A 24,055-nucleotide genomic window follows, 5' to 3' on the forward strand; every position below is an offset into this window, starting at 1 on the left:
ACCTCGGTAGTACCTGGGTGCGGCCCCCAGCGCAGGGGCCGCACCCAGCCTTGTTTCCAGGTTTGCGGCTACCCTTTCCGCGTGCGATTCGACGACAACGCGGATCTGGACGCCTCTGAGATCCAGGACATGCGCGGCAGCGGCGGGGGCGGCGGCATCGGCGGCCGCGTGGCCATCGGCGGCGGCGGGCTCGGCCTCGTCGGCCTGGTCATCTACTTCCTGTTTTCCCAGTTCGGCGGCATTCCCAGCACCGGGACCTCGCCCGCGGCGGGCGGGATCGGGCTCAGCGACGTCCAGTCCGGGCAGCAGTTGGACGCCGGCACGCTCGCGAAGAAGTGCAAGACCGGCGCCGACGCGAACCGCGACCACGACTGCGCGATCGTCGCGATCGTCAACTCCATCCAGGACTACTGGACGCAGGAGTTCTCCCGTTCCGGCCAGACCTACCGCAAGGCGACGACCCGCTTCTTCACCGGCGGCGTGCGCACCGGCTGCGGCGGCGCGACGTCGGACACCGGTCCGTTCTACTGCCCTGCCGACTCGTACGTGTACATCGACCTGTCGTTCTTCAACGAGCTGAAGACCCGCTTCGGCGCGAAGGGCGGGCTGTTCACCGAGGCGTACGTGCTGGCCCACGAATACGGCCACCACGTGCAGAACCTCACCGGCACGTCCAAGCGCGGCACCGGCACCGGGCCGACGTCCGGTTCGGTCCGGCTGGAACTGCAGGCCGACTGCTACGCGGGCGTCTGGGCCAACCACGCCAGCACGACCCCGACCAGCTCCGGGAAACCGCTGGTCCAGGACGTCACCCAGGACGACATCTCCCGCGCGCTCGACACCGCGTCCCGGATCGGCGACGACTACATCCAGAAGAACCTCGGCAACGGGCACGTCGACAAGTCGAGCTTCTCGCACGGCACCTCGGCGCAGCGCGAGAAGTGGTTCACCACCGGCTACCGCACCGGCCAGCCCGCGAGCTGCAACACCTTCAGCACCAACGATCTCGGCTGACCCGGGATACAGTCGGGCGCATGCACGCGATCACGATCCGCGAACCCGGTGCCCCTGACGTGCTCGAATGGACCGAGGTCCCCGATCCGGAACCCGGGCCCGGCGAGGTGCTGCTGGACGTCACGGCCAGTGCGGTCAACCGCGCAGACCTGCTGCAGCGGCAAGGCAACTACCCGCCGCCGCCCGGGGCGAGCGACATCCTCGGCCTGGAATGCTCCGGCACGATCGCCGAACTCGGCGAGGGCGTCGAGGGCTGGCAGGTCGGCGACGAGGTGTGCGCGCTGCTCGCCGGCGGCGGGTACGCCGAACGCGTCGCGGTCCCGGCCGGGCAGCTGCTGCCGGTGCCCGCCGAAATCGAGACGGTCGCCGCGGCCGGGATGCCCGAGGTGGCCTGCACGGTGTGGGCGAACGTCGTGATGCACGCCGGTCTCGGCGAGGGCCAGGTCCTGCTGGTGCACGGCGGCGCGGGCGGCATCGGCACGCACGCGATCCAGGTGGGCAAGGCGCTCGGCGCGACCGTCGCGGTCACCGCGGGTTCGCCCGAACGGCTCGAACGCTGCCGCCAGCTCGGCGCGGACCTCACGATCAACTACAAGGAAGAGGACTTCGTCGAGGTGCTGCGCGCCGAGACGAAGGGCGCCGACGTCATCCTCGACAACATGGGCGCGAAGTACCTTGGCCGCAACGTCGACGCGCTCGCCGTCGACGGCCGCCTGGTCATCATCGGCATGCAGGGCGGGGTCAAGGGCGAGCTGAACATCGGCAAGCTGCTGGGCAAACGCGCGAGCGTGTTCGCGGCCGGGCTGCGTGCCCGCCCGCTCGACCAGAAAGCGGCGATCGTCGCGGATGTCCGGAATCGCTTGTGGCCCTTGGTGGAACAGGGTTCGGTGCAGCCGATCGTCGGCGACGTGGTGCCGATGGCCGAGGCCGCGTCCGCGCACCGGATGCTCGAGGAGGGCAGCATCTTCGGGAAGGTCCTGCTGGCCGCGAAGTCGTGACGCGGCGCCTCAGCGCAGTTCTTCGAGCACCCGCACCAGCTGGTTGATCTCGAACACGTTGGAGTAGTGCGCGAGCCCGATCCGCACCGCTCCGCCGACCTCGCCGACGCCCAGCGACGCGAACACGCCGCTGGTGCCGTCGTCGGCGAACGCGCAGAGTCCTTGCGACGCCAGGTATTCGGCGACCTGGGACGCTTTCGCGCCGGCCACGGCGAACGCGAGCGCGGGGATCCGGCGCATCGCGTCGCCGATCACCATCACGTGCCGCAGCGAGCGCAGTTCCGTGGACAGCTGCGCGAGCAGGCCCGCGTGGTACGACTTGGCCGAGCCGAGCGACGTCACGAGCCGTTCGCGGCGGGACCCGGTCGCGGCGTCGTCGAGTCCGGCGAGGTAGTCGATGGACGCGACGACCCCGGCCAGCAGCGGGTAGGCGTGCGGGCCGAGTTCGAGCCGCGCGGGGCCGGTCGCGGCCGGGTCGAGCGACACCGACGAGATGCGCTCCAGCAGCTCCGGATCGCGGAACACGAGCGCGCCGACCGCCGGTCCGCCCCAGGACGGAGCGGAGACGACCATGACGTCGGCACCGAGTTCTTGCAGGTCAAGCGGCACGAACGGGGCGGCGTAGGTCGCGTCGACCACGACGAGCGCCCCGACGCGCTTGGCGAATTCGATCACCGTCGGCACGTCCGGCCGGGTCCCCACGGACCCGGACGCCAGCGTCACCGACACCGCTTTCGTCCGCGCGGACACGAGGTTCTCGTACTGCCACGCGGGCAGTTCGCAGGTCTCGATGTCGATCTCGCTCCAGCGCACGACCGCGCCGACGCGTTTCGCGGCACGCCGCCACGGCGCGATGTTGGCCTCTTCGTCGAGCCGCGAGACGACGATCTCGTCGCCGATCGTCCAGCGTTCGGCGAGCGCGTCGACGAGACGGCGCAACAAGACCGGCGCGCTCGGGCCGAGCACGACGGCGGCCGGGTCCGCCCCGACCAGATCGGCCACGGCCCGGCGGGCCGCGGTGACGATGCTTTCCGCCCGCTGGGAGGCCGGAAACGCTCCGCCCGGGCCGGACACCGGAGCCCGCATAGCTGTCGAAACGGCCGAAGCGACCTGTTCGGGCACGAGCATTCCGGCGGCGCCGTCGAAGTGAATCCAGCCGTCGCCAAGCGCGGGGAAGAGCCCACGGATACGAGCGACGTCGAACGCCATGGGGACACCGTACGGACGTGCGGTTTCGCGGTTGCCGCGGGGTTGGGCAGAACTGCCCGAACGGCCGCTAGGCTCGGGTCAGGACCGCCAACCGACGGGGATGGAGCATATGAGCGAGCCGAACTTCGGGGGAACGGGCGCAGCCGGGGACGCGGACGCGCCGCGCGTGGTCGTCGTCGGACCGGACGGCGTCCCGGTCGGCACCGCGCAGGCGGCACCCGAGGGCGAGGAAAACGAGTCCGTCGGCGACCTGGTCGAGGAACCGGCCAAGGTGATGCGCATCGGGACCATGATCAAGCAGCTGCTGGAGGAGGTCCGCGCCGCACCGCTGGACGACGCCAGCCGCAACCGGGTCCGCGAGATCCACCAGACGTCGGTGCGCGAGCTGGAGGAGGCTCTCGCCCCCGAGCTGCGCGAGGAACTGGAGCGCCTCGTGCGCCCGTTCACCGAGGACGAAACCCCCTCGGACGCCGAACTGCGGATCGCGCAGGCCCAGCTGGTCGGCTGGCTGGAGGGGCTGTTTCACGGCATCCAGACCGCGCTGTTCGCCCAGCAGATGGCCGCGCGGGTGCAGCTGGAGCAGATGCGCCGCGGCCTGCCCGCGGGGTCGTCCGGTTCCGGCGGCCACCCGGGCGAGGGGCACGGGCACGGCATCACCGGAACCGGGCAGTACCTCTAGCTTTCCGGGCTCTCCGGGCTTTCCGCGGCGAAGAACGCTCGAAGATCCCCGATCAGCAGGTCGGGTTCTTCGAGCGCCGGGAAGTGCCCGCCGCGCGGAAGTTCGGTCCACCGCACGATCCGGTCGGTGCGCTCGGCCAGGTGCCGCAGCGGAAGCCCGATGTCGTCCGGGAACACCGCGACCGCGGTCGGCACGGTCGACTTCGGCAGCGGTGCGCCCCACTGGACGTCTTGGTAGGCGTAGATCCGCGAGGACGACGCGGCGGTGCGGGTGAACCAGTAGAGCGAGACGTTGGCGAGCAGGTCGTCGCGGTCGATCAGGTCGTGGTCGGTGTTCGAGAAAGCCCGGAACTTCTCGGCGATCCAGGCCAGCTGCCCGGCCGGGGAGTCAGTAAGGCCGTAGGCAAGCGTTTGCGGCTTGGTGGACTGGATCATCGCGTAACCGATTCCGGTCCGCTGGAAGGCTCGGGCTTTCTCCAACGAGCGCTGCCCTTTCGCCAGCTCAGCCCCGGTGAGCCCCGCTAGGTCCGCCTCTTCGCGCGCTACCGCGGACGGCAGCATCGTCACGTGCGCCCCGATGATCCGCTCGGGGAATTGGACGGCGAGTTCGCGGGAGATCAACGCACCCCAGTCGCCGCCATGGGTGCCGAAGCTTTGATACCCGAGGCGGGACATCAACTCCGCCCACGCACGCGCTGTCCGCGCCGGTCCCCAGCCGCGGTCAGGCGTCGGCCCGGAAAAGGCGAACCCGGGCACAGAGGGAACGACGACGTGGAACGCCACGGCCGGATCGCCGCCGTACGCCCGGGGGTCGGCGAGGGGGCCGATGAGGTCGAGAAATTCGACGATCGAACCGGGCCAGCCGTGGGTGAGGACGAGCGGGATGGCGTCCGGTTCGGGGGATTTGAGGTGCAGGAAGTGGATGTTGGCACCGTCGATGGTGGTAGTGAACTGGGGGAAGCCGTTGAGGCGTTCTTCCTGGGCGCGCCAGTCGAAGCCCAGGCGCCAGTAGTCGGCGAGGTCCTGGACTTCGGGCACCGGAATGCCCAGCTCCCACGCCGGGTCGTCGAAGGGATCCGGCCAGCGCGCGTCGGCGAGACGACGGTGGAGGTCGTCCAGGTCGGACTGCGGGATGTGGATCCGGAACGGGGTCTCGGTCATGCGGAAAAGCTATGCGGGATTGCGGACCGTTCCGGTCCTCAATCGCAATGCCAGGAACTTAAGGCGGCGCTGCGGGTGCGTTCGAGCCTCGTCCGCCGAGGTCGCAGGTATGGCCTGGCCTGGGACGCGGGGTGTGCGGTCCGTGAGGGGAACCCTGAGGGAATCAGATTCCCTCAGGGTTCCCCTCACGGACCTGAAGACACGCGGCTTGAGTTCCTGGCATTGGTCCTCAATCGACGAGGGCTTCCCGTCCGTTCAGTTCCGGATCCGCCGCGCCCACCGTCGCCGCTGAGCGGGCGGCTCCTCCGGCGCCAGCGGCTCGGGCTCCGGCTCCGGTTCGGGCTCCTCGGGGACCGGGCGGACCACCGGCGCGTAAACCTGCTCGGCGACCTTCCGCTTGCTGTTCTTGAAGTCAGCCAGCGTCTCTTCCGCGTAGCCGCCCGCGGTCGGGCGGTCCGGGACCTGGGAGAGGTCTTCGAGCAGCGTCCAGTTCGAACCGAGCTCGGCGAGGGAACGGTGCTTCGTGGCGTAATAGTCCGGGTGGATGCTCACCGCGACGCCGGAGGCCCCGGCCGCGGCCGCCAGCATGTGAATGTGGAACCGGGTGGAAATCCAGGTTTGTTCCGGCCCGGCGGGAAGGCCGTGCGTCCAAATGTGCGAAAACGGATAAAACCGCGCACCCGGCAATTCGCGTTCGAGCAACGAAAAGACTTCGCGGTCGACTCGGGGCACGCCTTCGACGATGCCGATCTTCGCCGGGTCCGTCTTCCACGCGCGCACCATGGAAAGCACCGCGCCGGCCACCGCGCCGATGCCGACCTCGACCAGGTCGGATTGCAGGCACAGCATCACTTCGGGCAGGTCTTCGGCGCGGTCGTACCGCTCCGGCCCGATGGTGAGGAAGGCGTCGTCCAGTCCGACCGGGCGGCCCAGCAGATCCGCTGACGCACCGTCGCGGACCTCGACCACCTCGAACCGGTCGGCGAGCGCCTTCAGCAGCGGGACCGAACCTTCGCAAGCCGGCTGCAAGCCCTGCCCGGTCATGGCCGCCCGGCCGCCGGACCGTTCGACCGCGGCGACCGCGCCGGCCAGCAGGCCGATCTGCTTGGGCCACAGTTTGTTGATGTATCCCCCGCCGACGACGTGCACGACGTCGGCCTTCGCCAGCAGTTCGATGCTGTGGTGCAGCCGCGGCATCATGCCCGGGTTGTGCACCGCGTCGCGCACCCAGGCGGCGGCGCGCCACGGATCGTCGTCCGGAGCCTCCCAGCACAGCCGCCACAAAGTGTCGGTGAACTTCGCCCGGGGGTGAATGCCGTCGAGCAGGACGCTCGCCGGCCCCGGCGAGTGAGTGTCCACCCACACGTCGGCGTCCGGAGCGGTCTCCGCGAGATAAGCCAGCCAGCCCGCGGTGATGAGCTCGTCGCCGTAGTTGGGGTGGCCCACAGGTGCGACCAGGTGATACTGCGCACGCGAAGAAACAGACTCCGGGTGCGAAGTGCTGATTTCGGGGACCGGCATTGGCTTATCGTAACGTCGCGCACACTCTGTCAGACAGTACGGGTGAGAAGGGACGAAGCGGCCGCGCGACGGGTCGAGCCTAGCCCGGCGCGCCCCATCGGTACCCTCGTCCACGTGCATGCCACCAGCACGGTTCACGCAGCCGAACCCGATGTCTCGACTCCGGTTCCACCGTCGTCGGACAGCAAGACGTTCGGGCGTGCGATCGACGACATCAAGACCGGTTTGGCCTCCCGCGAGCTGTGGACCCATCTCGGCTGGCAGGACATCAAGCAGCGGTACCGGCGGTCCATCATCGGGCCGTTCTGGATCACCATCAGCCAGGGTGTCATCGCGCTCGGTCTCGGCCTGCTGTACTCGCAGCTGTTCCGGACGCCGATCGAGGTGTTCCTGCCCTACCTCTCCACCGGCTTCATCATCTGGGGCTTCATCCAGGGCTGCCTCACCGAAGGCATGGAGACGTTCATCGCGAACGAGGGCCTGATCAAACAGGTCCCCGCGCCGCTCAGCGTGTACGTGCTGCGCACGATCTGGCGGCAGACGCTGCTGCTGGCGCACAACATGATCGTCTACGTCGTGCTGCTGATCATTTTCTTCTCGGCACTCGATTCCCCGTATTCGCTGGGGTCGAAGGACGGCGTCTGCACTCCGGACAAGTACTGCCACCCGGGCCTGAGCTGGAACATTTTCCTCGCCATTCCCGGGTTCGTGCTGCTCGCCCTCACCGCGGGCTGGGCGGCGCTGCTGCTCGGCATCATCTCGACCCGGTTCCGCGACATTCCGCAGCTGATCAACTCGCTGATCCAGCTGATGTTCTACGGCACCCCGATCGTCTGGCCGGTCGACCAGCTGCTGTCCGGCGGCGCACGGGACGGCGCGTCGTGGGCGTTGCCGATCATCAAGCTGAACCCGCTTTACCACTACATGCAGGTGGTGCGGTCGCCGCTCATCGGGCAGGCGGTGAGCTGGACCAGCTGGGTCGTGGTCGGCGGCATCACCGTCGTCGGATGGGCGCTCGCGCTCGTCGCTATGCGCAATTACCGGTCTCGCGTCTCGTATTGGGTGTGACAGATGGTCAGCATTGACGTCCACAACGCGTACGTGGACTTCCCGATTTTCGACGCGAAGACGCGTTCGATGAAAAAGCGCGTGCTCGGCAAGGTCGGCGGCAAGATCGGCACCGAGCAGAAGGTGCCGATCATCGAGGCGCTGCACGACGTGTCGGTCAGCCTCCGCGAGGGCGACCGGGTCGGTCTCGTCGGGCACAACGGCGCGGGCAAGTCCACGCTGCTGCGGCTGCTCGCCGGGATCTACGAGCCGACCCGCGGTTCCTCGCGGATCGTCGGCAAGATCGCGCCGGTGTTCGACCTCGGCATCGGCATGGACCCGGAGATCTCCGGCGAGGAGAACATCATCATCCGCGGCCTGTTCCTCGGCATGAGCGCCAAGGAAATGGAGAAGCGGGTCGACGACATCGCGGAGTTCACCGAACTCGGCGACTACCTGCAGATGCCGCTGCGCACGTACTCCACCGGCATGCGGGTGCGGCTCGCGCTCGGCGTGGTGACCTCGATCGACCCGGAGATCCTGATCCTGGACGAGGGCATCGGCGCGGTCGACGCGGCGTTCCTCAACAAGGCCCGCGACCGGCTCAAGGACCTGGTCAAGCGGTCCGGCATCCTGGTGTTCGCGAGCCACTCCGACGAGTTCCTCTTCGAGCTGTGCGATTCGGCGATCTGGATGGACGAGGGACATCTGAAGAAGCAGGGTTCGCTGCGCGAGGTGCTCACCGAGTACAAGGGCCGCGACCCGTTCGAGAACATGAGCCAGGAAGGTCTCGAGCGCCTCGGCATCGAGCCCGCGACCACGACGAACGGCGGGGAATGATGGCCGGCGAGACGCGAGAGCTGCCCGAGGGCGCCGTCGTCGGCGTGGTGGTCACGCGGCACCGGCGCGAGCTGCTCGCGGACTCGCTGAAGATCATCGCCGCCCAGACCCGGCCGGTCGACCACCTCGTGGTGGTCGACAACGGCCCGGACAAGTCCGCGCGAGACGTCGTGGAAGCCTTCCCGCTGCCGTACACGTACCTCCCGTCGCACCGGAACCTCGGCGGCGCGGGCGGTTTCGCGCTCGGCATGCTGCACGCACTGTCGCTCGGCGCGGACTGGGTGTGGCTCGCCGACGACGACGGCCGCCCGGCGGACGAGCACGTGCTCGAAATCCTGCTGGAGGAAGCCGAAAAGCGCGGCCTCGCCGAGATTTCCCCGGTGGTGGCCAACATCGACGCCCCGGCGAAACTCGCGTTCCCGCTGCGCCGCGGCCTCACCTGGAAGCGCTCGTCGGCCGAACTGGGCACGGATTTCCTGCCGGGCATCGCGTCGTTGATGAACGGCGCGTTGTTCCGTGCGTCCACTTTGGACGTCACCGGGGTACCCGACCTGCGCCTGTTCTTCCGCGGCGACGAGGTGGAACTGCACCGCCGCCTGGTGCGGTCCGGCCTGCCGTTCGGCACGTCGCTGCGCACGACCTACCTGCACCCCGACGGCTCGGACGAATTCAAGCCGATGCTGGGCGGGAAATTCCACGCACAGGACCCGGAGAACGAGGTCAAGCGGTATTACACGTACCGCAACCGCGGGTATCTGCTGTCGCAGCCGGGAATGCGGAAAATCGGTGCGCTGGAAGTGCTGCGCTTCGGGTTGTACTTCGTGGGCGTGAAGCGGGACCCGAAGGCGTTCGTGCAGTGGCTGAAGCTGGTGCGGCAGGGACGCGCGGAGAAGTTCTACCGGTACTGACCCCGGTCAGTCCGTTGTGGACGATGGCTCCACCGTCCACAACGGACTCCCGAGTTATTCCCCGATGACCGGCGGCGCGGAACGGTGCCCGCCGTATTCCTCGTTCTCGTCGATTTCCATGACGAACGCGGGCTGGTCGTTGCCGTCGTCGTACGGACGGGCGCCGAAGCCCATGCCGGGGCGGGCCGGGGCACCGCCCATTCCGCCCGCCGCGACGTCCGCCGCGCCGGGGGACATAGCTCCGTCGCCGGGACCGAACGAACCGCCGCCGCCTCGGCCGACCTTGTTTTCGTGCTCCTCGTCGCTGCCGAAACCTCCGCCGCCACCGCCCATCATGCCGCCCATCGGCATCGCGCCCATGCCCATTCCGGCCGCACCGGCATTGCCGCCGCCGGGGGACGCCTGGGCCGCGGGCGGTGCGTAACCGGCCGCGGTGGTCGCGCTGTCCGGCATCGGCTGGTGGACCGCGCCGGTGAACTGGCTCGGGCCGCTCACGGTCGGCGCGCTCGTGTGCCCAGCCACCGCGGCACCGCCACCGGCACCCGAGGAGGCCGAGCCAGCGTCAGCCACAGCCGGAGCCGGAGCGGGCGCAGGGGCAGGAGCGGGCGCGGCGTCGTGGTGCTCCGGACCAGTCGGCATCGCCACCGCGGCACCGCCACCAGCGGCGACCCCGAACTTCGGCGGATGCGCGAAAGTCGGCTGCTTCGAGCCCGACGAGTACAGCGACGAGTCGTACTTCGACATCGTCTCCGCGGCCTGCTCGTGCGCGGAACGGCTGTCCTGCTGCTTCTTCAGCGTCGCGTCGATCTCATTGCTCATTTCGAGCGGGCTCGCGTGCGACCATTTGTCGAATTCCTCGGACCAGTCGAATGGGACCGCGTCCGGCATCGAGTGCTTCGCCGCCTGCGCGGCGGACGCCTGTTCCTCGACGATCTGCGCGGCCAGCTTCGCGTTCTGGCCATTCGCCTCGGCCCATTCGGCAAGGCTCACGAAATACGCCTGCGCACCGGCCGCCGCCTCGCCGCTCCACGCGTGCGCGGCCTTCTTCACGGCCTCGCCCAGCTGTGTCGCGAACTCCTCGAACGCCTTCTGCACCTCGGTGTACGCGTGCGACACCGAGGAAACCTGCTCCACGTCGAGATTCGACTCGACGTACGACTTCAGCTGCTGGTGCGGGTGCCCGAGGTAGTCGGCGTCCGACGGTGCGAGCCCCGGCTGCGGCGTGCTCATTCGGTGCCCTTCACGGTGCGGTGGGAGTCGATGGCCTGGTTCTCGTTCTCGGTGTAGACCCCGCCGGCGCGCGCGAGCGCATCGTCGGCTTCCTTCAGGATCCGGCCGAACTGGTCCAGGACGTCCAGCGCCGACCCGGGCGCGTCGGCTCCGCTCTTGCGGTCATGTTCGGCCACGGTGTGCCCGTACGGGTGGCTGCCGAGCTTCGGCGCGGTCGTCAGCGCCTGGGTCTGCGGCTTGAGCCGTTCCAGGCGGGTGACCATGTCGGTGAGCGCTTTGCGCAGGTCACCGAGTGCGTCGCCGTCGATGCTGAACCCGCCGGCTTTCGCGGTGCCGGCCAGCTTGTGCGTTTCGGCCGCGGCTTCGGCGATGCCCTTGGCGTTCAGCCCGCCTGCCGCCAGCGGATCAGTGCTCATGCGCCGGAGTTTACCGATGCGAGCCGCTCCGGTCAGGCGTTTGCCGAATAGCCTTCAAGCTGGGTGAACAGTTGTTGGGCCAGACGGGCATTGTCGGCGGGAGCGTAGGTGAGCCAGCGGTTGCCGTCGCTGGAATCGCGCGTGCTGAGCAGGTAGCGGCCGAGTTCGGTGTCGAACCACACGAGCGACGGCAGCGCCTTCTCGTGGCCGTTGCCGTCGCCCACGTACGGCGTGAACTCGCCGACCGCCAGCCGCGGCTTCTCGAAGATCCGCTGGACGGACCGCAGTTGCGGATTGTGTGTGCGCGGGCCGCTGACCCCGGCGAACGGGTCGTACGCGTCTCCCCGGACCGGCTGCTTCGCCGGCCGCGCGACGGTCACCGACTGCCCCGGCGCGGCGGGCGTGAGCGGCAGCAGGTCGACGATCGCCGGGACGATGCCGGTCGGACGGACCTCCTCGAAGGTGAACATCCCGTCCCGCTGGCAGACCAGCACCGCGAACGTGCCGTTGGACGCCACGCGCGCGAACAGCTGATCGTCGCCGAGTTTGGCCGCCGCGGACACCGCGAGGCCGGGCCGGGCGAACGTGGCGAGCGCGATCTGGACGTCGTCGTCGACGGTCCCGCGCCGCAGCAGGCCGCGGCTGTCGAGGTCGCGGAAGACGGCGTCGCGCACCGCCGCGCGTTCCTCGCCGGTGATGCCGATGTGCGGCACCTCGAACGGCAGCGGCGCGCGGCCGAGCCCGAGTTCGGCCAGCAGGAGATCCACCGCTGCCGGTGACAGCGTCAACGTGTACGGCACGACCCACCCCTAAATCCGGTCTCTCCCCGGGCGAAACCGTAGTCCACTCCGCACCGTCGCGGCCATCGGCTCCGCGACCGGGACGAGATCCGCTTCCGCTGTGAGCGGATCCGCTGTCGGCGAACCGCTCTTGCCGCCGATGATCACCCGCTGCTGCCATGGATTCATGGCAGATCCCAAACCAGCACTCGTCCTGCACCTCTCGGCCGGCGGGGAACCGTTGATCTTCCCGCTCACCGCCGACAGTTCCTCGACCGTTCAGGAAAAGCTCCCGGACCTCCTGAAACACGGCGGCGTCCACTCGTTGGAAACCCGGGACGGCAACACTGTTTCGGTAAATTTCGTCCACGTGGCCGCCGCTTATGTCGACGACCTGAGCCGAAAGGGCAAATTCGGCCTGTCCGTTTAGCGACGGGCGAGGGCGAGCAGTCCGGCGCGGATCTCCGGTCTGCTCGCGGCCACGAGCAGGAACGTCGCCTCGCGCACCAAGCGACCGGCATGTGCTCCGGCCAGTACGGCGCGGCTGCCCGTCGCCGCGGCGAGCGCGCCTGCCGACCGGTATGCCAGTTCGGCGCCGGCCGCGCGGGCTGCCGGGAGCTTGGCCGGATCGGCGAGACCAGCGTTGAGCCGACGGCGGATTTCGTCCTGTTCGGACCGCAGCGCCGTCGCCGTTTCCTCCTCGCCCGCCGCCTCGATCAAGCAGGCGCAGCGCTCGGCGAGACCAAGCGGCGCACATCCGTTGAGCCGTGCGGCAAACGTATTGCCAGCCACGAATTTGTCGTAGCTGACCTGGGCGAAAACCGATTCGTCTGGAATGAAGTGGTTGTCGAGTTTCAGCCGCACGGTCGCGGTTCCCTGCGCGGCCATGAGCGTCAACGGCTCGGCGACCAGACTGTGCCCGACTATCGGCGACACCAGCGCGTTGACCACCGTGTCGCCGTCGCGCCCCGACAACTGCAGCAGATCGATCGCGTCCCAGCCGCTCACGAACGGCGCTTCGCCGTCGAACCGGTAGCCGCCGTCGACGCGCTGGACGCGCACTTTCGGCGGCGTCGGAATCACGCCCGCGTACGCGACGCCCGCGCGCAGCCGTCCGCTGATCAGGTCCGGCAGATAGCGTTCGCGCAGGTCCGCCCGGTCCGTCGCGGCCAGCCCGGCGACGAGCCCGTGGTGCTGCAGCCAGGTGAACGCGGTGCTCAGGCACCCGCCGGCCAACGCTTCGAGCACCCCGACCAGCTGCTCGAGGTCGACCCCGGAATCCGGCGCGGCGAGACCGTAGAACCCCTCCTCGGCGAGCGCGTCGAAATGCGACCGCGGCACCACGCCTAGCCGGTCCACCTCAGCTGCCGCCGGAAACAACAGATCGTCGGCAAGAGCCCGCGCGCGGGAAACCAGGTCGGCCATGAAACCAAGCTACCCAAAAAGACAAAAAGGGCGTCCCGCCGAACGCGAGACGCCCTTTTCGGACCAGCTCAGGCAATCACAGCTCGTACAGCCGCTTCCAGTTCTCCCGCGAGGTGAGTTCCGGCATCGCGCGCTTGTACTGCTCCTGCACGCCGGCGCCTTCCTTGCGCAGCCGGTTGATCACCTTCGCGCCGCGCTTGGCGAGGTCGAACATCTTGACCTTGTCGTAGCTGCGAACGCGCACGCCTTCCTGCGACGCGTCGGTGACCACGGCGGTGTCGAACAGCGCGATGTGCCACCAGTGCGCCTCGTCGATCGGCACCGCGCCGAGCCCGAAGCGGCTGCGGCCGAGCACCTTGTCGAGGATGCGCTTGATCAGCACGAGCCGCTGCATGCTCGGCCGCGGCGCACTGTTGATGATGCCGATGTCGTTGGACGCGATGCCCGGCACGTCAGTGGCCTTGTGCCGCTTGGTCTCCGGGTACGCGTCGCGGATCCGGCGGATCTCCTTCATCGCCTCGACGCCGCCGTCGCGCAGGATTTCCGGGCCCTCCAGGAAGTCCTCGACCGCCTTGATCAGCGTCGCGGACAGGCCGTACTGCATGCCGAGCAGGTAGCGCACCAGCTGCGCCATCAGCACGCGGGAGAGCAGGTTCAGGTTGAACGGCGAGTGCAGCGCGGCGGTGATGATCGAGTTGCGCAGGTTGAAGTACCGGTGCCACTCGTCCCAGTCCTTCCAGTGGAAGTCCGCGTGCCACACGCCGGCGCCCGGCAGGGTCACCGTGGGGAAGCCGTATTCGCGGGCCCGGTAGGAGTACTCCGCGTCGTCCCACTGGAAGAAGAACGGCAGCGGGTAGCCGATGGCCTTGACGACCTCGTACGGGATCAGGCACGACCACCAGCCGTTGTACCCGGCGTCGAGGCGGCGTTCCTGGCGGTTCGGGGCCCCGGTCTCCTCGTCGACGCCGAGCAGGTCCGCGGTGGACAGCGAGTGCTGCACCGGCTGTCCCGGCTCCAGCGTGTTCAGCCGGGCGTACTCGGCGCCGACGTGCAGCTGGTTCGGGTGCAGCAGGTTGAGCATCTGGCCGCCGACGATGATCGGGTTGGCCGAACGGTTGGAGAAGGCCGTGACGCGCACGACGAGGTCCGGCTCGAGCAGCACGTCGTCGTCCATGAACAGCACGTTCGCGTGCTCGGTCGCGGTGTGCCCGGCCACCTCGTACAGGCCGCGGGTGAAGCCGCCGGCTCCGCCGAGGTTCGGCTGCTTGATGTAGTGCAGCTTCTCGCCGAGGTCCTTCGCGACCTGCTCGAAGCCTTCGCGCGATTCGACCAGGTCGGTGCCCTGGTCGGCGACGTAGATGGCGTCGAGGGTGTCGAGCGAGGACACGTCCGCGGCGAGCGCCTGGAGGTTCTTCAGGCAGTCGTCGGCGCGGTTCATGGTGCAGATGGTGACCGCGGTGGGGCGGATTGTCTCCGGCGCGTCGACGGTCCAGCGGACCTGCTCGACCCGCAGCGTCTGGCCGCCCTCGGTCTCGAGGTCGAGCCACAGCGCGCCGCCGTCGTAGAACTTGTCCAGCTTGCCGGTGAGCTCGACCTTGGCGCCCTTCACGCCGGACACCTGCTTGGCGTCGACCACGCGCGGGTCGCCGAGCATGTCGGACGCGCCGAGCGACAGCAGCCCGTCGCCGGTGACGACGGCTTCCAGCTTGACCTCGGTCGCGGTGGTCCAGCGCTGCCAGTAGCTGGCCGGGAAGCGGCCGAAGTAGGTGTTGCCGGTGACCTTCGCGGACGGCTCGAGCGTCACGCTGCCGCGCTCGCGCTGGGCGTTGCCCTGCACGACCTCGGCGTACATGTCCTTGCTGACGATCGGAGCCGGCCCGGCGTACAGCCCGCGCTGGGCCGTGAGCCTGCCTTCGGGGGCGTGTTCGGCGAACCGCGTCTGGCCTGCGGGGGCCGCCTCCGCGACCGGGGCTGCTTTACCGGGCATCGAACTCAGTTCTCCTTTACCGGCCGTACACGGAACACGACCCACTTGAGCATCACGAAATTGATCACGGTGGCCGTCCCCTGGGACACGACCCAGGCGAGGGTGGCCTTCCACGCCATCTCCGGCAGGACGTTCAGCATGAGCCGATTCACGCCGATCGTCACGAAGAAGGTCACCGCGTACAGCAGAACGAACCCGCCGATCTGGGCGTTCCCGTCGCGCTTGCCCTCGGCGAAGGTGAACCGCCGGTTCAGGAAGAACGCGGTCGTCGTGCCCACGACGAAGCTGATCGCGCGAGCGACGTCCGCCCACGGGGCCCCGTCCATGCCGACCGCTCGCAGCAGCGAGTACGTGCCCAGGTCGAGCAGGGCGCAGAAGCCGCCGATCACGCCGAACCGGATCAGCTGGCCCAGCAGACCGGGGCCCGCGGGCACCGGCTGCGCTTGGTCACTCTGCGGTTCTGTAGCCACCACTTGGAATACCTTCTCGGCCTATTGCGTCAGTGTCCGTATTACCCACTTCGACGCTCGGACGCTTGTGCCTTGATGCGCAAAGTGTAGAAGCGAGCACTTCAGGGTCACGTTCCGGGCGGTGTTCGGCGTGGCTACCCTGGTCCGCGTGACCCAAGCACCCGAGACACAGCGCCGCACGCTCACCGGCTGGGGCCGCACCGCTGGCACCGTCGCCGACGTGCTGAGCACCCGCGACGTCGACGCGATCGCCCGCGCCGTCGCCTCCGCAGGCCCGCGCGGGGTCATCGCTCGCGGGCTCGGCCGCTCCTACGGCGACCCGGCGCAGAACGCGGGCGGCCTGGTCGTCGACATGACCGTGCTCGACCGCATCCACTCGATCGACCCGGACTCCGGCCTCGTCGACCTCGACGCGGGCGTCAGCCTCGACAAGCTGATGCGCGAGGCGCTGCCGTACGGCCTGTGGGTCCCGGTCCTGCCGGGCACCCGCCAGGTGACCATCGGCGGCGCGATCGCCAACGACATCCACGGCAAGAACCACCACTCGGCGGGCAGCTTCGGCAACCACGTCGTGTCGATGGACCTGCTCACCGCCGACGGATCTGTGCGCACGCTCACCCCGGAGGGCCCGGATTCGGAGCTGTTCTGGGCGACCGTGGCGGGGATCGGGCTCACCGGGATCATCGTCCGCGCCACGGTGCGGATGAAGAAGACGGAAACGGCGTACTTCTACGTGGACGCCGACCGCACCTCGAACCTCGACGAGACCCTCGGGCTCTTCACCGATGGTTCAGACCTCAATTACGACTACTCGATGTCGGTGCCGGACTTGATCTCGTCCGACAGCCGCCTCGGCCGCGCCACGTTCTCGCGCGGTTCGCTCGCGAAGCTCGACCAGCTGCCGCCGAAGCTGCGCAGCAACCCGTTGAAGTTCGACGCGCCGCAGCTGCTGACGCTGCCGGACGTGTTCCCCAACGGCCTCGGCAACAAGCTCACCTTCGGCTTGATCAACGAGCTGTGGCAGAAGACCGTGCCCAAGAAGGGCGCGCGCGGCAAGATCCAGAACCTGACGCAGTTCTACCACCCCCTCGACATGCTGAGCGAGTGGAACCGCGCGTACGGCAGCAAGGGCTTCCTGCAGTACCAGTTCTCCGTGCCGTTCGGCGCGGAAGACCAGCTCAAGGGCATCTGCCGGGCCATCTCGCGGTCCGGGCACTACTCATTCCTGAACGTGTTCAAGCGCATGGGCGACTCGAACCCGGCTCCGATGTCCTGGCCCGCGCCGGGCTGGATGCTGAGCGTCGACTTCCCGATCAAGAACGGGCTCAGCCGGTTCTGCGAGGAAATGGACGAGATGGTCCTGGACGCGAACGGCCGCCTGTACACCGCGAAGGACTCGCGCACCTCGCCCGAGACGTTCGCGAAGATGTACCCGCGGCTGGAGGAGTGGCGCAAGGTGCGCGCTTCCGTTGACCCCGAAGGCGTTTTCGCCTCTGACATGAGCCGGAGGCTCGCACTGTGATCGACGCGGTCGGTAACCCCCAGTCCCTGCTGCTGCTCGGCGGCACGTCCGACATCGCGCTGGCGATCGCGGAGAAGTACCTCGCGGAGAAGCCGCTGCGGGTCGTGCTGGCCGGCCGTCCTTCGCCGCGGCTGGAGGAAGCCGCGCAGCGCTTGAAGGATCGCGGCGCCGAGGTGTCCACTGTGGCCTTTGACGCCAAGGACCTCGCGTCCCACCCGAAGGTGCTGGACGAGGCGTTCGCCGGCGGCGACATCGACGTCACGGTGGTCGCGTTCGGCCTGCTCGGCGAGGCCGAGGAGCTGTGGCAGGACCACGGCAAGGCGGTCGAGCTGGCGACGGTCAACTACACCGCCGCGGTGTCGGTCGGCGTGGCGCTGTCGGAGAAGCTCAAGACGCAGGGCCACGGCAAGGTCATCGCGCTGTCGTCGGTGGCGGGCGAGCGGGTCCGCCGGTCGAACTTCGTGTACGGCTCGAGCAAGGCCGGTTTCGACGGCTTCTACCTCGGTCTCGGCGAGGCGCTCGCGCCGCACGGCGTGCAGGTGACCGTCGTCCGGTCGGGGCAGGTCAAGACCAAGATGACCGCGGGCCTGAAGGACGCTCCGCTGACCCGGACCGCCGAGCAGGTCGCCGACGTCGCGGTCGAGGCCGCGCGCAAGGGCAAGGACCTCGTGTGGTCGCCGTCGGAGTTCCGGCTGGTGATGTCGATCCTGCGGCACGTTCCGCGGCCGATCTTCCGCAAGCTGCCGGTCTGACGTTATCCCGGCCCGGCCTCCACCGAACGGTGGATGCCGGGCTGACCGGCTCGACGATGTCCTGAGGCGCCCGCCGCGCCGAAACTCGGGACATGGGGAACGAATTCCGCTCGTCGCTGGCCGCGCTGCTGATCGACCTCGGCGCGCCAGTCGGCGGCTATTACCTGCTCCGGGCCTTCGCCGTCCCGCCCGTGTGGGCGCTGCTGCTGAGCGGTCTGCCGCCCGCGCTGCGCGTGCTGCACACGCTGGTCACCCGGCGTCGCGTGGACGGGATCGGCCTGCTCGTCCTGACGTTCCTGGCCGTCGGCCTGGCCACCACCCTGATGACCGGCGACGCCCGGCTGATGCTGGTGCGCGGAGCCTGGTTCAGCACACTGGCGGGCGTCTGGCTGCTCGCGAGCCTGGTCGTCGGCCAGTACCCGACGACCTACCAGGCGGCCCGCGCGCTGCTGCCCGGCCGAGGCTCCCGGCTGGACGCGGCATGGGAGGCCCGCCCGTCTTTCCGCCGGGTGTGGCGGACGCTGACCGTGGTGTGGAGCGTCGGCAGCTTGGTCCACAGTGGACTGAGCATCGGCATGGCGTACACCCTGCCGGTCGACGACGTCCCCGCGCTCGACGCCGGGCTGTCAGTCGCGTTTTTCGTCGGACTGCAGGTGATCACGCAGATTCTGCTGCTCCGGGAAGGCACCTTTCGACATGTGATGCGTCCGTCCACAGTGGACTATGCCCAGGGCTAATCCGGGTCTGGCGGCGGACGCAACCCGTCGACGAGCTTCGCCGGGTTCACCCCGAGCCCGTCGGCGAACTTGAGCAGGTTGTGCAGGTTGATGTTGCGCAAGCCCCGCTCGACCTGGCTGACGAACGTCCAGTGCACTCCAGCCGCCTCGGCCAGCTGCTCCTGATTGAGGCCAGCCTTGTGCCGGAACTCGCGCACGCGCTCGCCGATAATGCGCGCGGCAGCGGAGATCGGAGGCTTGACCATGGTCGACTAATCACACACGTCTAGCGCCAGCAAAACCAGAGCACAAATGACTAGAGCAGTTATGTCTATAGCGTTTATGTCTAGTAGTCGAGCACCTTTCAGAATCGCGTCCACCGCGGGTGATTGATCGGCTACCGTGCTACCTGTAACCAATTGCCGACACCAGCGTCGAGGGGGCACAGGTGTGGGAGGACACGGCGTTCATCGTCGCGAGCGGGCAGGCCAAGACGACCGCGTCGGACGGCTTCGTCCTGGAACCCGATGAGGCGAAACAGCTGCTCAGCAAGCTGACTGGGATCAAACAGAAGCTGACGACGATGCGCGAGAGCGCCATCAACCTATGCGGAATGAAGCCGCCGGCGCAGGATCCGTCGACGGTCGCGGCGCATGTGGCAATGGTCGGGGACGGCGCCGCAAAAATGGGAGCCTACTCATACGGCGGGGGTCACATCGATCTTCAACTCGCCTACGTCGATGAATTCATCCAGCGCATCGCGGAGGCGCTCGGCATGACAAGATCAAGCGATCACCAGCAGACGAGCCTCATTAACCGAGTCGACCACCAGGAAACGACCGAATGAAACTCCGCACGCCAATCGTCCTGCTCAGCTCCTTGGCCCTGCTCACCGCTTGTTCGGGCACCACCGGCGGACACCCAACGCCGGTGGCGAGCAGCAGTTCGCTGCCGGGCAACGAGGTGCCGCCCTATGGCGGTGCCCCCAAGGTCGAGAACCCGCTTCCCGACTCCGTGCTCTCCGGAAGCGCGTGCGATGCGCTCAGCCCCCAGCAGATCCGTGAGGACATCGGCGAAGGCGTCACCGGCAAACCTGAGGACGGACCTCTCGGCCCCAAATGCACCTGGTCTGACCAGCAGGGCGGCTCAATGCTGACGATCTTCTACACGACCAAGCAACGAGAAGGCTTGAGCATCATCTACAAACAGGTGAAGCCGCAGATGAAGCGGTTCGAGGTGGTTCCGCCCATCCAGGGCTTCCCCGCCGTCGCCTACGACCCGAAACCAGGCCCGCGAACAGATGGGTGCCATGTAGCGGTCGGACTCTCCGACACGCTCGAATTCGAGGTCGGACTTGACCTCGGCCTTTCCAACAGCGGCAAAGCTGACGCCTGCCGCCTCGCGGTCGAGGTCACGGACCACGCGGTGACCACGCTCAAGAAGAAAGCGGGGCGGTGACATGGGCTGGGTGGAGTCCACCAAGGCGCTGCTCGACAAATACCAGGAAATGACGGTGCCGATCGAGGAGATCGTCCCGCAGATCCAGGCAGCGCAGCCCGGGGTTTGGCATGAAGGAAGCGACATCGCCAAGGGACTCGCGCGGGATCAGGAAGCGGTCAGCCAGGACGTCTCAGAGATTCTCGGCGGTCTCGAATCCGTCTGGAGCGGCGCTTCGGCGGACAAGGTCTCGCAGCGGCTGCGAACGGTGCGTTCCTCGATGACCGGTGCGCAGCAAACGTTCCACGACAACAGCGGCACGCACGCTTCCGCGGCGGCGATGCTCGACAATCTGCGCAACCAGATGGCCCCCATGTCGGCGGAACCGCTCACGAACGCGCTGAAGAGCGGGAAGAATCTGTTCGACTCCGACGTGCTGTCCGAGATGCGCAGCCACAACGAGGCTTCGGCCAAGAATCTGCAGCTCTACCAGGAATTCACCCACCAGACCCAGTCCAATTCGGGGCAGTTGAAGTACGACTACGGCAAGCTCGGCGCGTACGACGGCGGCGTCACGGTCAACCAGCAGCCGAACGTCCCTGGTCCGGGTCATCCGCCAGCAGGCCCGCCAGGCCCCGGCGGTTGGCGGCCGGGAGGTCCTGACCCACGTGAGACTGGACCAGGCGACCAACCTCCCGGAGCGAGCGGGGCGGGCAGCCAGGTCGGCCCCGGTGTCAGCGGAGGCCACAACCGCGACAGCGGGCCGTACAGCGGCAGCCCGGGCAGCTACCCGCATTCGCCGAATCCGGCCGACGCGACCAGCACCTCCGGCTACGTCGAGCCGACCGGTTCCGGTCAGTCCCGGTTCACCCCTCCGGGGATCGGCGGGTACCAGCCCGGCGGATCCGGCCCGAGTTCCGGCGGGTCTGGTCTCGGCTACACCCCGGGCATCGGGTTCGGCTCGACCGGCGGGGAGAGCGGAGGCACCGCGATCACGCCCCGCGGTCCGGGCGGCGGTTCGCGGGTCGGAGCCGGAGAGTTCGGCCCGCGAGGCAGTGGCGGCGCGGGGACGGGTGCGCTGCGCGGAGGTGCGGCCGGCGAGCGCGGCATGCCCGGGGCCGGGATGAGCGGCGGCCGCGGCGGCAAGAAAGAAGACGACGCCGAGCACAACCGCAAGTACGTCCTCGACACCGACGACATTTTCTCCGACGAGGAAGCCACCATCGATCCCGTCACCGGCCTCCGGTCGACGCCGCCCACTCTCGGCGCATGACCGGGCTGGATTCCACGGTGCGGCTGCCGACCGCGGTGTTGTCCCTGGTGTGGGACATGCTCGATCTCGGCGAAATGCACCCGCTGCTCAGCGGCAAGCGGCTTTGGGTGAAGGACGGCGCGGACCGTCGGCTGCACGCCGAGACCATCGAGTACCTCACGCAACTCGGGCTCGCACGCGACGAGGCGCCGACACCGCACCTACGGGCGACCTTGCAGGTGATCGCCTACGCCGAGGGCGAATACTTCGCGCACTCGCAATTCAGCACCGGGACCGATCGCAGCGCGTTGGTCGCCCAGCGCGAGGCGGACGCGGTACGGGTGTCCGTGCAGGACGACGTGGTCGAGATCCGGCAGATCGCCCCGAACCGGCTGGCCACCGCGCTTTTCGACGCGCTTCCGCAGATCCCCGGCGCGCCGGTGCGCTCGGTGTCGATCGCGTCCGACGAGGCGCCGGACCCGTTCGACGAAAGCACCAGCGCCGAGTACCTCAATTCAGTCCTGGACCAGCCCCGCCAAGCGGTGCATCAGCTGTACGTCGGCCGCCGGGCCGGCGGCAGGCACCTCACCGGCGGTCCGATCTTCGCCCTGGACCTGGAAGCCGGCCGAGTCCTGACGTACCGGACCACCGACGACCGGACCGAGCTGATCCCCGGAGACCCGCGTGCGATCGTCAAGATCCTGAACGACACCTCCGCCGCCCTTTAGTCCAGCACGACCGGGCAATGCGGATTCGGCGTCTCCGCCAATTCGATCATCTTTTCCAGCCGCTCGCGAGTGCGTTCGAGACCGGAGATGTGCTCGTCGAGCCGGGCCTTTTCCTCCCGCAGCCGAACGCGCGATTCCGGCGTGCTGACGCCCGCGTGCAGGCACGGCATCAGCTCGCGGATAGTCGCGCTGGACAGCCCCGCCGCGTAGAGCTGCTGGATCAGCCCGACCCACGACACCGCGTCCTCGCCGTAGCGGCGCTGCCCGCCCGACGTGCGCGTCGACTCGATCAGTCCCTGCTGCTCGTAGTAGCGCAGCGAACGCACGCTGACCCCGGCGCGCTCCGCCACCTCGCCGATCCGCATCCGAGCCTCCGTGATCCGCACCACAAACACGAGAACCTGACATTGACGTCAGGATCCAGGATAGCCGTTGTCCCCTTCCGACGGCTTTTTCCCAGGAGAACCTCATGCAGATCGCAGGCTCGACCGCGCTGGTCACCGGTGCCGGACGCGGACTCGGCACCCACTTCGTCCGCGCCCTGCTGGACCGCGGCGCGGCCAAGGTCTACGCCACCGCTCGCCGTCCCGTCGACCTCGACGGCGCCGTCTCGCTGCCGTTGGACGTCACCGATCCCGATTCGATCGCGGCCGCCGCTGCCGCCGCCCCGGACGTCACCTTGCTGATCAACAACGCCGGAATCGCCTCCTTCACCGACCTGGTGACCGGCGACCTGGACTCGATCCGAGCGGAAATGGAGACCAATTTCTTCGGCCCGCTGCGGGTAATCCGCGCGTTCGCGCCAGGGTTGAAGAATGGCGCGATTCTGAATGTTCTGTCCGCCCTGTCCTGGGCGACCTATCCGGGCTCCGCGGGATACGCCGCGTCCAAATCGGCGGCGTGGAGCATGACCAACTCGGTGCGGCTGGAACTGCTGGCGCAGCACACACTGGTGAGCGGCCTGGTCATGGCCAGTACCGACACCGACATGATGGCCAGCTTCGACATCCCGAAAAACGACCCCGCCGACGTCGTCCGCGCCGCGTTGGACGGGCTGGAAGCGGGAGAAATCGAAATCATCGCGGACGCGGACAGCGCGACGGCGAAAGCCGGGCTGTCCGCGCATCCGACGGTGCTGTACCCGGCGCTGCTGGGCGACTGAGGTCGAGCGGGCAGGGATGCTGCGCGAATACGCCGTTCGCTCAGTTGCCTGTTCCGGAGCCGGTGCCGGTGCCGCCGCCGTTGCCGAACCCGGGGCCGTTGTTGCCGTTGCCGCCGTTCTGGCCGTCCGGGACGCGGTGGCGCTGGCCGGGGCCGCCGTCGTTGAAGCGGTGGCCGCCTTGGTGCTGGCTCATGCCGGGCCGGCCGGGATGGTGCGTCGCGGCCATGACGCCGCCGACGATCCCACCGCCGACCACCAGTCCCAGCACGCCCACCGCGACCAGTTGCGTGGCCCGGTGGGCGACGAACCGGCGGAAACCGCTCTGCTTCGGCGGCGGCAGGGGCATGCCCCACGGACCGGGCTGCGCGAACTGACCGGGCTGATTCGGCTGCTGATTTGGCTGCTGAGCGGCCGGACCGGCGTGCTGGCCCGCTTCCGCGGAAGACGCGGCTTGGCCCGCCTGCTCGGCAGACGGCCCGGGTTGACCCCCTTGGCCCGCCTGTTCGGCAGACGATCCGGGCTGGCCCAGCTGGCTGGTCTGCTCGGCAGACGGCACCGGCTGGCTCGGCTGAGTAGCGTCCCCCGCAGATCCCGCCTGGCCACCCGCGGCAGCCGGGCCCGCATCAGCCGAAGCCCCGCCCAGGTCCCCGGTCCGGCCGAACTGCTCAGTCGGTTCCTGCCCGGCAGGCTCGCCAGGCGAGGGGTTCTTTTCGTCGTTCATCGTCGGTCCTCCGGGCTGCGCGGGCGGGAGGCGGGGTGTCCCGGCTCCCACCCCCGAGGGTGACCGTCGATGCTGTGGAGAA

General features: G+C 68.7%; 27 protein-coding genes. 15 read left to right on the forward strand and 12 right to left on the reverse strand.

The genetic code is table 11. The features are described from left to right. The first annotated feature begins 81 nt into the window (after positions 1-81). The gene (locus tag EIZ45_RS25225) at positions 82-1,014 is read left to right on the forward strand and encodes a neutral zinc metallopeptidase (protein ID WP_043837760.1); all 933 of its coding nucleotides are present in this window, start codon (positions 82-84) and stop codon (positions 1,012-1,014) included. Positions 1,015-1,034: 20 nt separating this feature from the next. Further along, positions 1,035-2,012: an NAD(P)H-quinone oxidoreductase gene (locus tag EIZ45_RS25230; RefSeq protein ID WP_134664085.1), complete on the forward strand. Its 978-nt coding sequence runs from the start codon at positions 1,035-1,037 to the stop codon at positions 2,010-2,012. Positions 2,013-2,021: 9 nt separating this feature from the next. Here the strand turns inward: EIZ45_RS25230 and EIZ45_RS25235 are convergent, their stop codons facing one another. Next, positions 2,022-3,221 (reverse strand): cysteine desulfurase-like protein, encoded by a 1,200-nt coding sequence (locus EIZ45_RS25235; protein ID WP_037807172.1) that lies wholly within the window; start codon positions 3,219-3,221, stop codon positions 2,022-2,024. Between the two features lie 100 nt (positions 3,222-3,321). Here EIZ45_RS25235 and EIZ45_RS25240 point away from each other — a divergent pair, with 100 nt between their 5' ends. Then, positions 3,322-3,900 (forward strand): bacterial proteasome activator family protein, encoded by a 579-nt coding sequence (locus EIZ45_RS25240; protein ID WP_134664087.1) that lies wholly within the window; start codon positions 3,322-3,324, stop codon positions 3,898-3,900. Here the strand turns inward: EIZ45_RS25240 and EIZ45_RS25245 are convergent. Together EIZ45_RS25245 and EIZ45_RS25250 are read right to left on the reverse strand one after the other, a co-directional pair. After that, positions 3,897-5,060, reverse strand: a complete 1,164-nt coding sequence (locus tag EIZ45_RS25245; RefSeq protein ID WP_134664089.1) for an epoxide hydrolase family protein — start codon at positions 5,058-5,060, stop codon at positions 3,897-3,899. The genes EIZ45_RS25240 and EIZ45_RS25245 overlap by 4 nt on opposite strands. 255 nt (positions 5,061-5,315) lie before the next feature. Then, a complete protein-coding gene (locus EIZ45_RS25250; protein ID WP_134664091.1) occupies positions 5,316-6,581 on the reverse strand; it encodes a polysaccharide pyruvyl transferase family protein in 1,266 nt (421 codons plus the stop codon). A gap of 114 nt (positions 6,582-6,695) precedes the next feature. Between EIZ45_RS25250 and EIZ45_RS25255 the strand changes: the two genes are divergently transcribed. Genes EIZ45_RS25255 through EIZ45_RS25265 form a run of 3 tightly spaced genes read left to right on the forward strand, consistent with a single transcriptional unit; the run spans position 6,696 to position 9,376 of the window. Beyond that, positions 6,696-7,649, forward strand: a complete 954-nt coding sequence (locus EIZ45_RS25255) for an ABC transporter permease (RefSeq protein ID WP_134664093.1) — start codon at positions 6,696-6,698, stop codon at positions 7,647-7,649. A gap of 3 nt (positions 7,650-7,652) precedes the next feature. Then, entirely contained in the window at positions 7,653-8,468 is an 816-nt protein-coding gene (locus EIZ45_RS25260; protein WP_037369048.1) for an ABC transporter ATP-binding protein, read from the forward strand. Next, the gene (locus EIZ45_RS25265) at positions 8,468-9,376 is read left to right on the forward strand and encodes a glycosyltransferase (protein ID WP_037807159.1); all 909 of its coding nucleotides are present in this window, start codon (positions 8,468-8,470) and stop codon (positions 9,374-9,376) included. Before EIZ45_RS25260 ends, EIZ45_RS25265 begins: the two co-directional genes overlap by 1 nt. A gap of 54 nt (positions 9,377-9,430) precedes the next feature. On the opposite strand, the gene EIZ45_RS25270 is transcribed toward EIZ45_RS25265, so the two are convergent. From EIZ45_RS25270 to EIZ45_RS25280, 3 genes are read right to left on the reverse strand one after another with little or no spacing between them, the layout of a single operon-like run. Beyond that, a complete protein-coding gene (locus EIZ45_RS25270; RefSeq protein WP_134664095.1) occupies positions 9,431-10,606 on the reverse strand; it encodes a hypothetical protein in 1,176 nt (391 codons plus the stop codon). Then, positions 10,603-11,022 (reverse strand): hypothetical protein, encoded by a 420-nt coding sequence (locus EIZ45_RS25275; protein ID WP_134664097.1) that lies wholly within the window; start codon positions 11,020-11,022, stop codon positions 10,603-10,605. The genes EIZ45_RS25270 and EIZ45_RS25275 overlap by 4 nt, the downstream gene beginning before the upstream one ends. Before the next feature lie 32 nt (positions 11,023-11,054). Continuing rightward, a complete protein-coding gene (locus EIZ45_RS25280) occupies positions 11,055-11,822 on the reverse strand; it encodes an ESX secretion-associated protein EspG (protein WP_037807150.1) in 768 nt (255 codons plus the stop codon). A gap of 166 nt (positions 11,823-11,988) precedes the next feature. Between EIZ45_RS25280 and EIZ45_RS25285 the strand changes: the two genes are divergently transcribed. Continuing rightward, positions 11,989-12,231: a hypothetical protein gene (locus EIZ45_RS25285; RefSeq protein WP_043838003.1), complete on the forward strand. Its 243-nt coding sequence runs from the start codon at positions 11,989-11,991 to the stop codon at positions 12,229-12,231. On the opposite strand, the gene EIZ45_RS25290 is transcribed toward EIZ45_RS25285, so the two are convergent. The 3 genes from EIZ45_RS25290 to EIZ45_RS25300 all read right to left on the reverse strand — a co-directional run bounded on the left by EIZ45_RS25290 (position 12,228) and on the right by EIZ45_RS25300 (position 15,686). Beyond that, complete coding sequence (locus EIZ45_RS25290; RefSeq protein WP_167756554.1) at positions 12,228-13,226, reverse strand: acyl-CoA dehydrogenase family protein; 999 nt, start codon at positions 13,224-13,226, stop codon at positions 12,228-12,230. The two genes, EIZ45_RS25285 and EIZ45_RS25290, sit on opposite strands and share 4 nt — an antisense overlap. Positions 13,227-13,302: 76 nt before the next feature. Then, the gene (locus EIZ45_RS25295) at positions 13,303-15,213 is read right to left on the reverse strand and encodes a glycosyltransferase (protein ID WP_043837779.1); all 1,911 of its coding nucleotides are present in this window, start codon (positions 15,211-15,213) and stop codon (positions 13,303-13,305) included. 5 nt (positions 15,214-15,218) lie between these two features. Then, positions 15,219-15,686, reverse strand: a complete 468-nt coding sequence (locus tag EIZ45_RS25300; RefSeq protein WP_037807142.1) for a GtrA family protein — start codon at positions 15,684-15,686, stop codon at positions 15,219-15,221. A 145-nt stretch (positions 15,687-15,831) separates the two neighbouring features. Here EIZ45_RS25300 and EIZ45_RS25305 point away from each other — a divergent pair, with 145 nt between their 5' ends. The 3 genes from EIZ45_RS25305 (at position 15,832) to EIZ45_RS25315 (ending at position 18,694) form a co-directional block, all read left to right on the forward strand. Next, positions 15,832-17,205 carry an FAD-binding oxidoreductase gene (locus tag EIZ45_RS25305; protein WP_134664099.1) on the forward strand — a complete coding sequence of 458 codons (1,374 nt, stop codon included), beginning with the start codon at positions 15,832-15,834 and terminating at the stop codon, positions 17,203-17,205. After that, positions 17,202-17,957 carry a decaprenylphospho-beta-D-erythro-pentofuranosid-2-ulose 2-reductase gene (locus EIZ45_RS25310; RefSeq protein WP_134664101.1) on the forward strand — a complete coding sequence of 252 codons (756 nt, stop codon included), beginning with the start codon at positions 17,202-17,204 and terminating at the stop codon, positions 17,955-17,957. Before EIZ45_RS25305 ends, EIZ45_RS25310 begins: the two co-directional genes overlap by 4 nt. Before the next feature lie 92 nt (positions 17,958-18,049). Further along, positions 18,050-18,694, forward strand: coding sequence for a VC0807 family protein (locus EIZ45_RS25315; RefSeq protein WP_134664103.1), 645 nt, complete (start codon positions 18,050-18,052; stop codon positions 18,692-18,694). On the opposite strand, the gene EIZ45_RS25320 is transcribed toward EIZ45_RS25315, so the two are convergent. Further along, positions 18,691-18,939 carry a helix-turn-helix domain-containing protein gene (locus EIZ45_RS25320; RefSeq protein ID WP_134664105.1) on the reverse strand — a complete coding sequence of 83 codons (249 nt, stop codon included), beginning with the start codon at positions 18,937-18,939 and terminating at the stop codon, positions 18,691-18,693. The two genes, EIZ45_RS25315 and EIZ45_RS25320, sit on opposite strands and share 4 nt — an antisense overlap. A gap of 182 nt (positions 18,940-19,121) precedes the next feature. Here EIZ45_RS25320 and EIZ45_RS25325 point away from each other — a divergent pair, with 182 nt between their 5' ends. From EIZ45_RS25325 to EIZ45_RS25340, 4 genes are read left to right on the forward strand one after another with little or no spacing between them, the layout of a single operon-like run. Next, on the forward strand, positions 19,122-19,520 hold the full coding sequence (locus EIZ45_RS25325; RefSeq protein WP_134664107.1) for a hypothetical protein: 399 nt from the start codon (positions 19,122-19,124) through the stop codon (positions 19,518-19,520). Next, positions 19,517-20,131 (forward strand): DUF3558 domain-containing protein, encoded by a 615-nt coding sequence (locus tag EIZ45_RS25330; RefSeq protein ID WP_134664109.1) that lies wholly within the window; start codon positions 19,517-19,519, stop codon positions 20,129-20,131. The genes EIZ45_RS25325 and EIZ45_RS25330 overlap by 4 nt, the downstream gene beginning before the upstream one ends. A 10-nt stretch (positions 20,132-20,141) precedes the next feature. Beyond that, a complete protein-coding gene (locus EIZ45_RS25335; protein ID WP_134664111.1) occupies positions 20,142-21,383 on the forward strand; it encodes a hypothetical protein in 1,242 nt (413 codons plus the stop codon). Beyond that, entirely contained in the window at positions 21,380-22,090 is a 711-nt protein-coding gene (locus EIZ45_RS25340) for an ESX secretion-associated protein EspG (RefSeq protein WP_134664113.1), read from the forward strand. Before EIZ45_RS25335 ends, EIZ45_RS25340 begins: the two co-directional genes overlap by 4 nt. Here the strand turns inward: EIZ45_RS25340 and EIZ45_RS25345 are convergent. Further along, positions 22,087-22,455: a MerR family transcriptional regulator gene (locus EIZ45_RS25345; RefSeq protein WP_134664115.1), complete on the reverse strand. Its 369-nt coding sequence runs from the start codon at positions 22,453-22,455 to the stop codon at positions 22,087-22,089. The two genes, EIZ45_RS25340 and EIZ45_RS25345, sit on opposite strands and share 4 nt — an antisense overlap. Positions 22,456-22,559: 104 nt before the next feature. Here EIZ45_RS25345 and EIZ45_RS25350 point away from each other — a divergent pair, with 104 nt between their 5' ends. Next, on the forward strand, positions 22,560-23,252 hold the full coding sequence (locus EIZ45_RS25350) for an SDR family oxidoreductase (protein ID WP_134664117.1): 693 nt from the start codon (positions 22,560-22,562) through the stop codon (positions 23,250-23,252). 40 nt (positions 23,253-23,292) lie between these two features. Here the strand turns inward: EIZ45_RS25350 and EIZ45_RS25355 are convergent, their stop codons facing one another. Further along, positions 23,293-23,973 (reverse strand): hypothetical protein, encoded by a 681-nt coding sequence (locus EIZ45_RS25355; RefSeq protein WP_134664119.1) that lies wholly within the window; start codon positions 23,971-23,973, stop codon positions 23,293-23,295. Positions 23,974-24,055: the final 82 nt, after the last annotated feature.

Origin of the sequence: Amycolatopsis sp. CFH S0740 (assembly GCF_004522315.1) — a bacterium.
Lineage (GTDB): Bacteria > Actinomycetota > Actinomycetes > Mycobacteriales > Pseudonocardiaceae > Amycolatopsis > Amycolatopsis nivea.

Coding starts and splice junctions, on each gene's coding strand:
- EIZ45_RS25265 (WP_037807159.1), top strand. CDS start 8,468: ATGGCCGGCGAGACGCGAGAGCTGCCCGAGGGCGCCGTCGTCGGCGTG.
- EIZ45_RS25330 (WP_134664109.1), top strand. CDS start 19,517: ATGAAACTCCGCACGCCAATCGTCCTGCTCAGCTCCTTGGCCCTGCTC.
- EIZ45_RS25245 (WP_134664089.1), bottom strand. CDS start 5,060: ATGACCGAGACCCCGTTCCGGATCCACATCCCGCAGTCCGACCTGGAC.
- EIZ45_RS25355 (WP_134664119.1), bottom strand. CDS start 23,973: ATGAACGACGAAAAGAACCCCTCGCCTGGCGAGCCTGCCGGGCAGGAA.
- EIZ45_RS25260 (WP_037369048.1), top strand. CDS start 7,653: ATGGTCAGCATTGACGTCCACAACGCGTACGTGGACTTCCCGATTTTC.
- EIZ45_RS25275 (WP_134664097.1), bottom strand. CDS start 11,022: ATGAGCACTGATCCGCTGGCGGCAGGCGGGCTGAACGCCAAGGGCATC.
- EIZ45_RS25250 (WP_134664091.1), bottom strand. CDS start 6,581: ATGCCGGTCCCCGAAATCAGCACTTCGCACCCGGAGTCTGTTTCTTCG.
- EIZ45_RS25295 (WP_043837779.1), bottom strand. CDS start 15,213: ATGCCCGGTAAAGCAGCCCCGGTCGCGGAGGCGGCCCCCGCAGGCCAG.
- EIZ45_RS25350 (WP_134664117.1), top strand. CDS start 22,560: ATGCAGATCGCAGGCTCGACCGCGCTGGTCACCGGTGCCGGACGCGGA.
- EIZ45_RS25320 (WP_134664105.1), bottom strand. CDS start 18,939: ATGGTCAAGCCTCCGATCTCCGCTGCCGCGCGCATTATCGGCGAGCGC.
- EIZ45_RS25315 (WP_134664103.1), top strand. CDS start 18,050: ATGGGGAACGAATTCCGCTCGTCGCTGGCCGCGCTGCTGATCGACCTC.
- EIZ45_RS25290 (WP_167756554.1), bottom strand. CDS start 13,226: ATGGCCGACCTGGTTTCCCGCGCGCGGGCTCTTGCCGACGATCTGTTG.
- EIZ45_RS25345 (WP_134664115.1), bottom strand. CDS start 22,455: ATGCGGATCGGCGAGGTGGCGGAGCGCGCCGGGGTCAGCGTGCGTTCG.
- EIZ45_RS25240 (WP_134664087.1), top strand. CDS start 3,322: ATGGAGCATATGAGCGAGCCGAACTTCGGGGGAACGGGCGCAGCCGGG.
- EIZ45_RS25270 (WP_134664095.1), bottom strand. CDS start 10,606: ATGAGCACGCCGCAGCCGGGGCTCGCACCGTCGGACGCCGACTACCTC.
- EIZ45_RS25285 (WP_043838003.1), top strand. CDS start 11,989: ATGGCAGATCCCAAACCAGCACTCGTCCTGCACCTCTCGGCCGGCGGG.
- EIZ45_RS25230 (WP_134664085.1), top strand. CDS start 1,035: ATGCACGCGATCACGATCCGCGAACCCGGTGCCCCTGACGTGCTCGAA.
- EIZ45_RS25235 (WP_037807172.1), bottom strand. CDS start 3,221: ATGGCGTTCGACGTCGCTCGTATCCGTGGGCTCTTCCCCGCGCTTGGC.
- EIZ45_RS25340 (WP_134664113.1), top strand. CDS start 21,380: ATGACCGGGCTGGATTCCACGGTGCGGCTGCCGACCGCGGTGTTGTCC.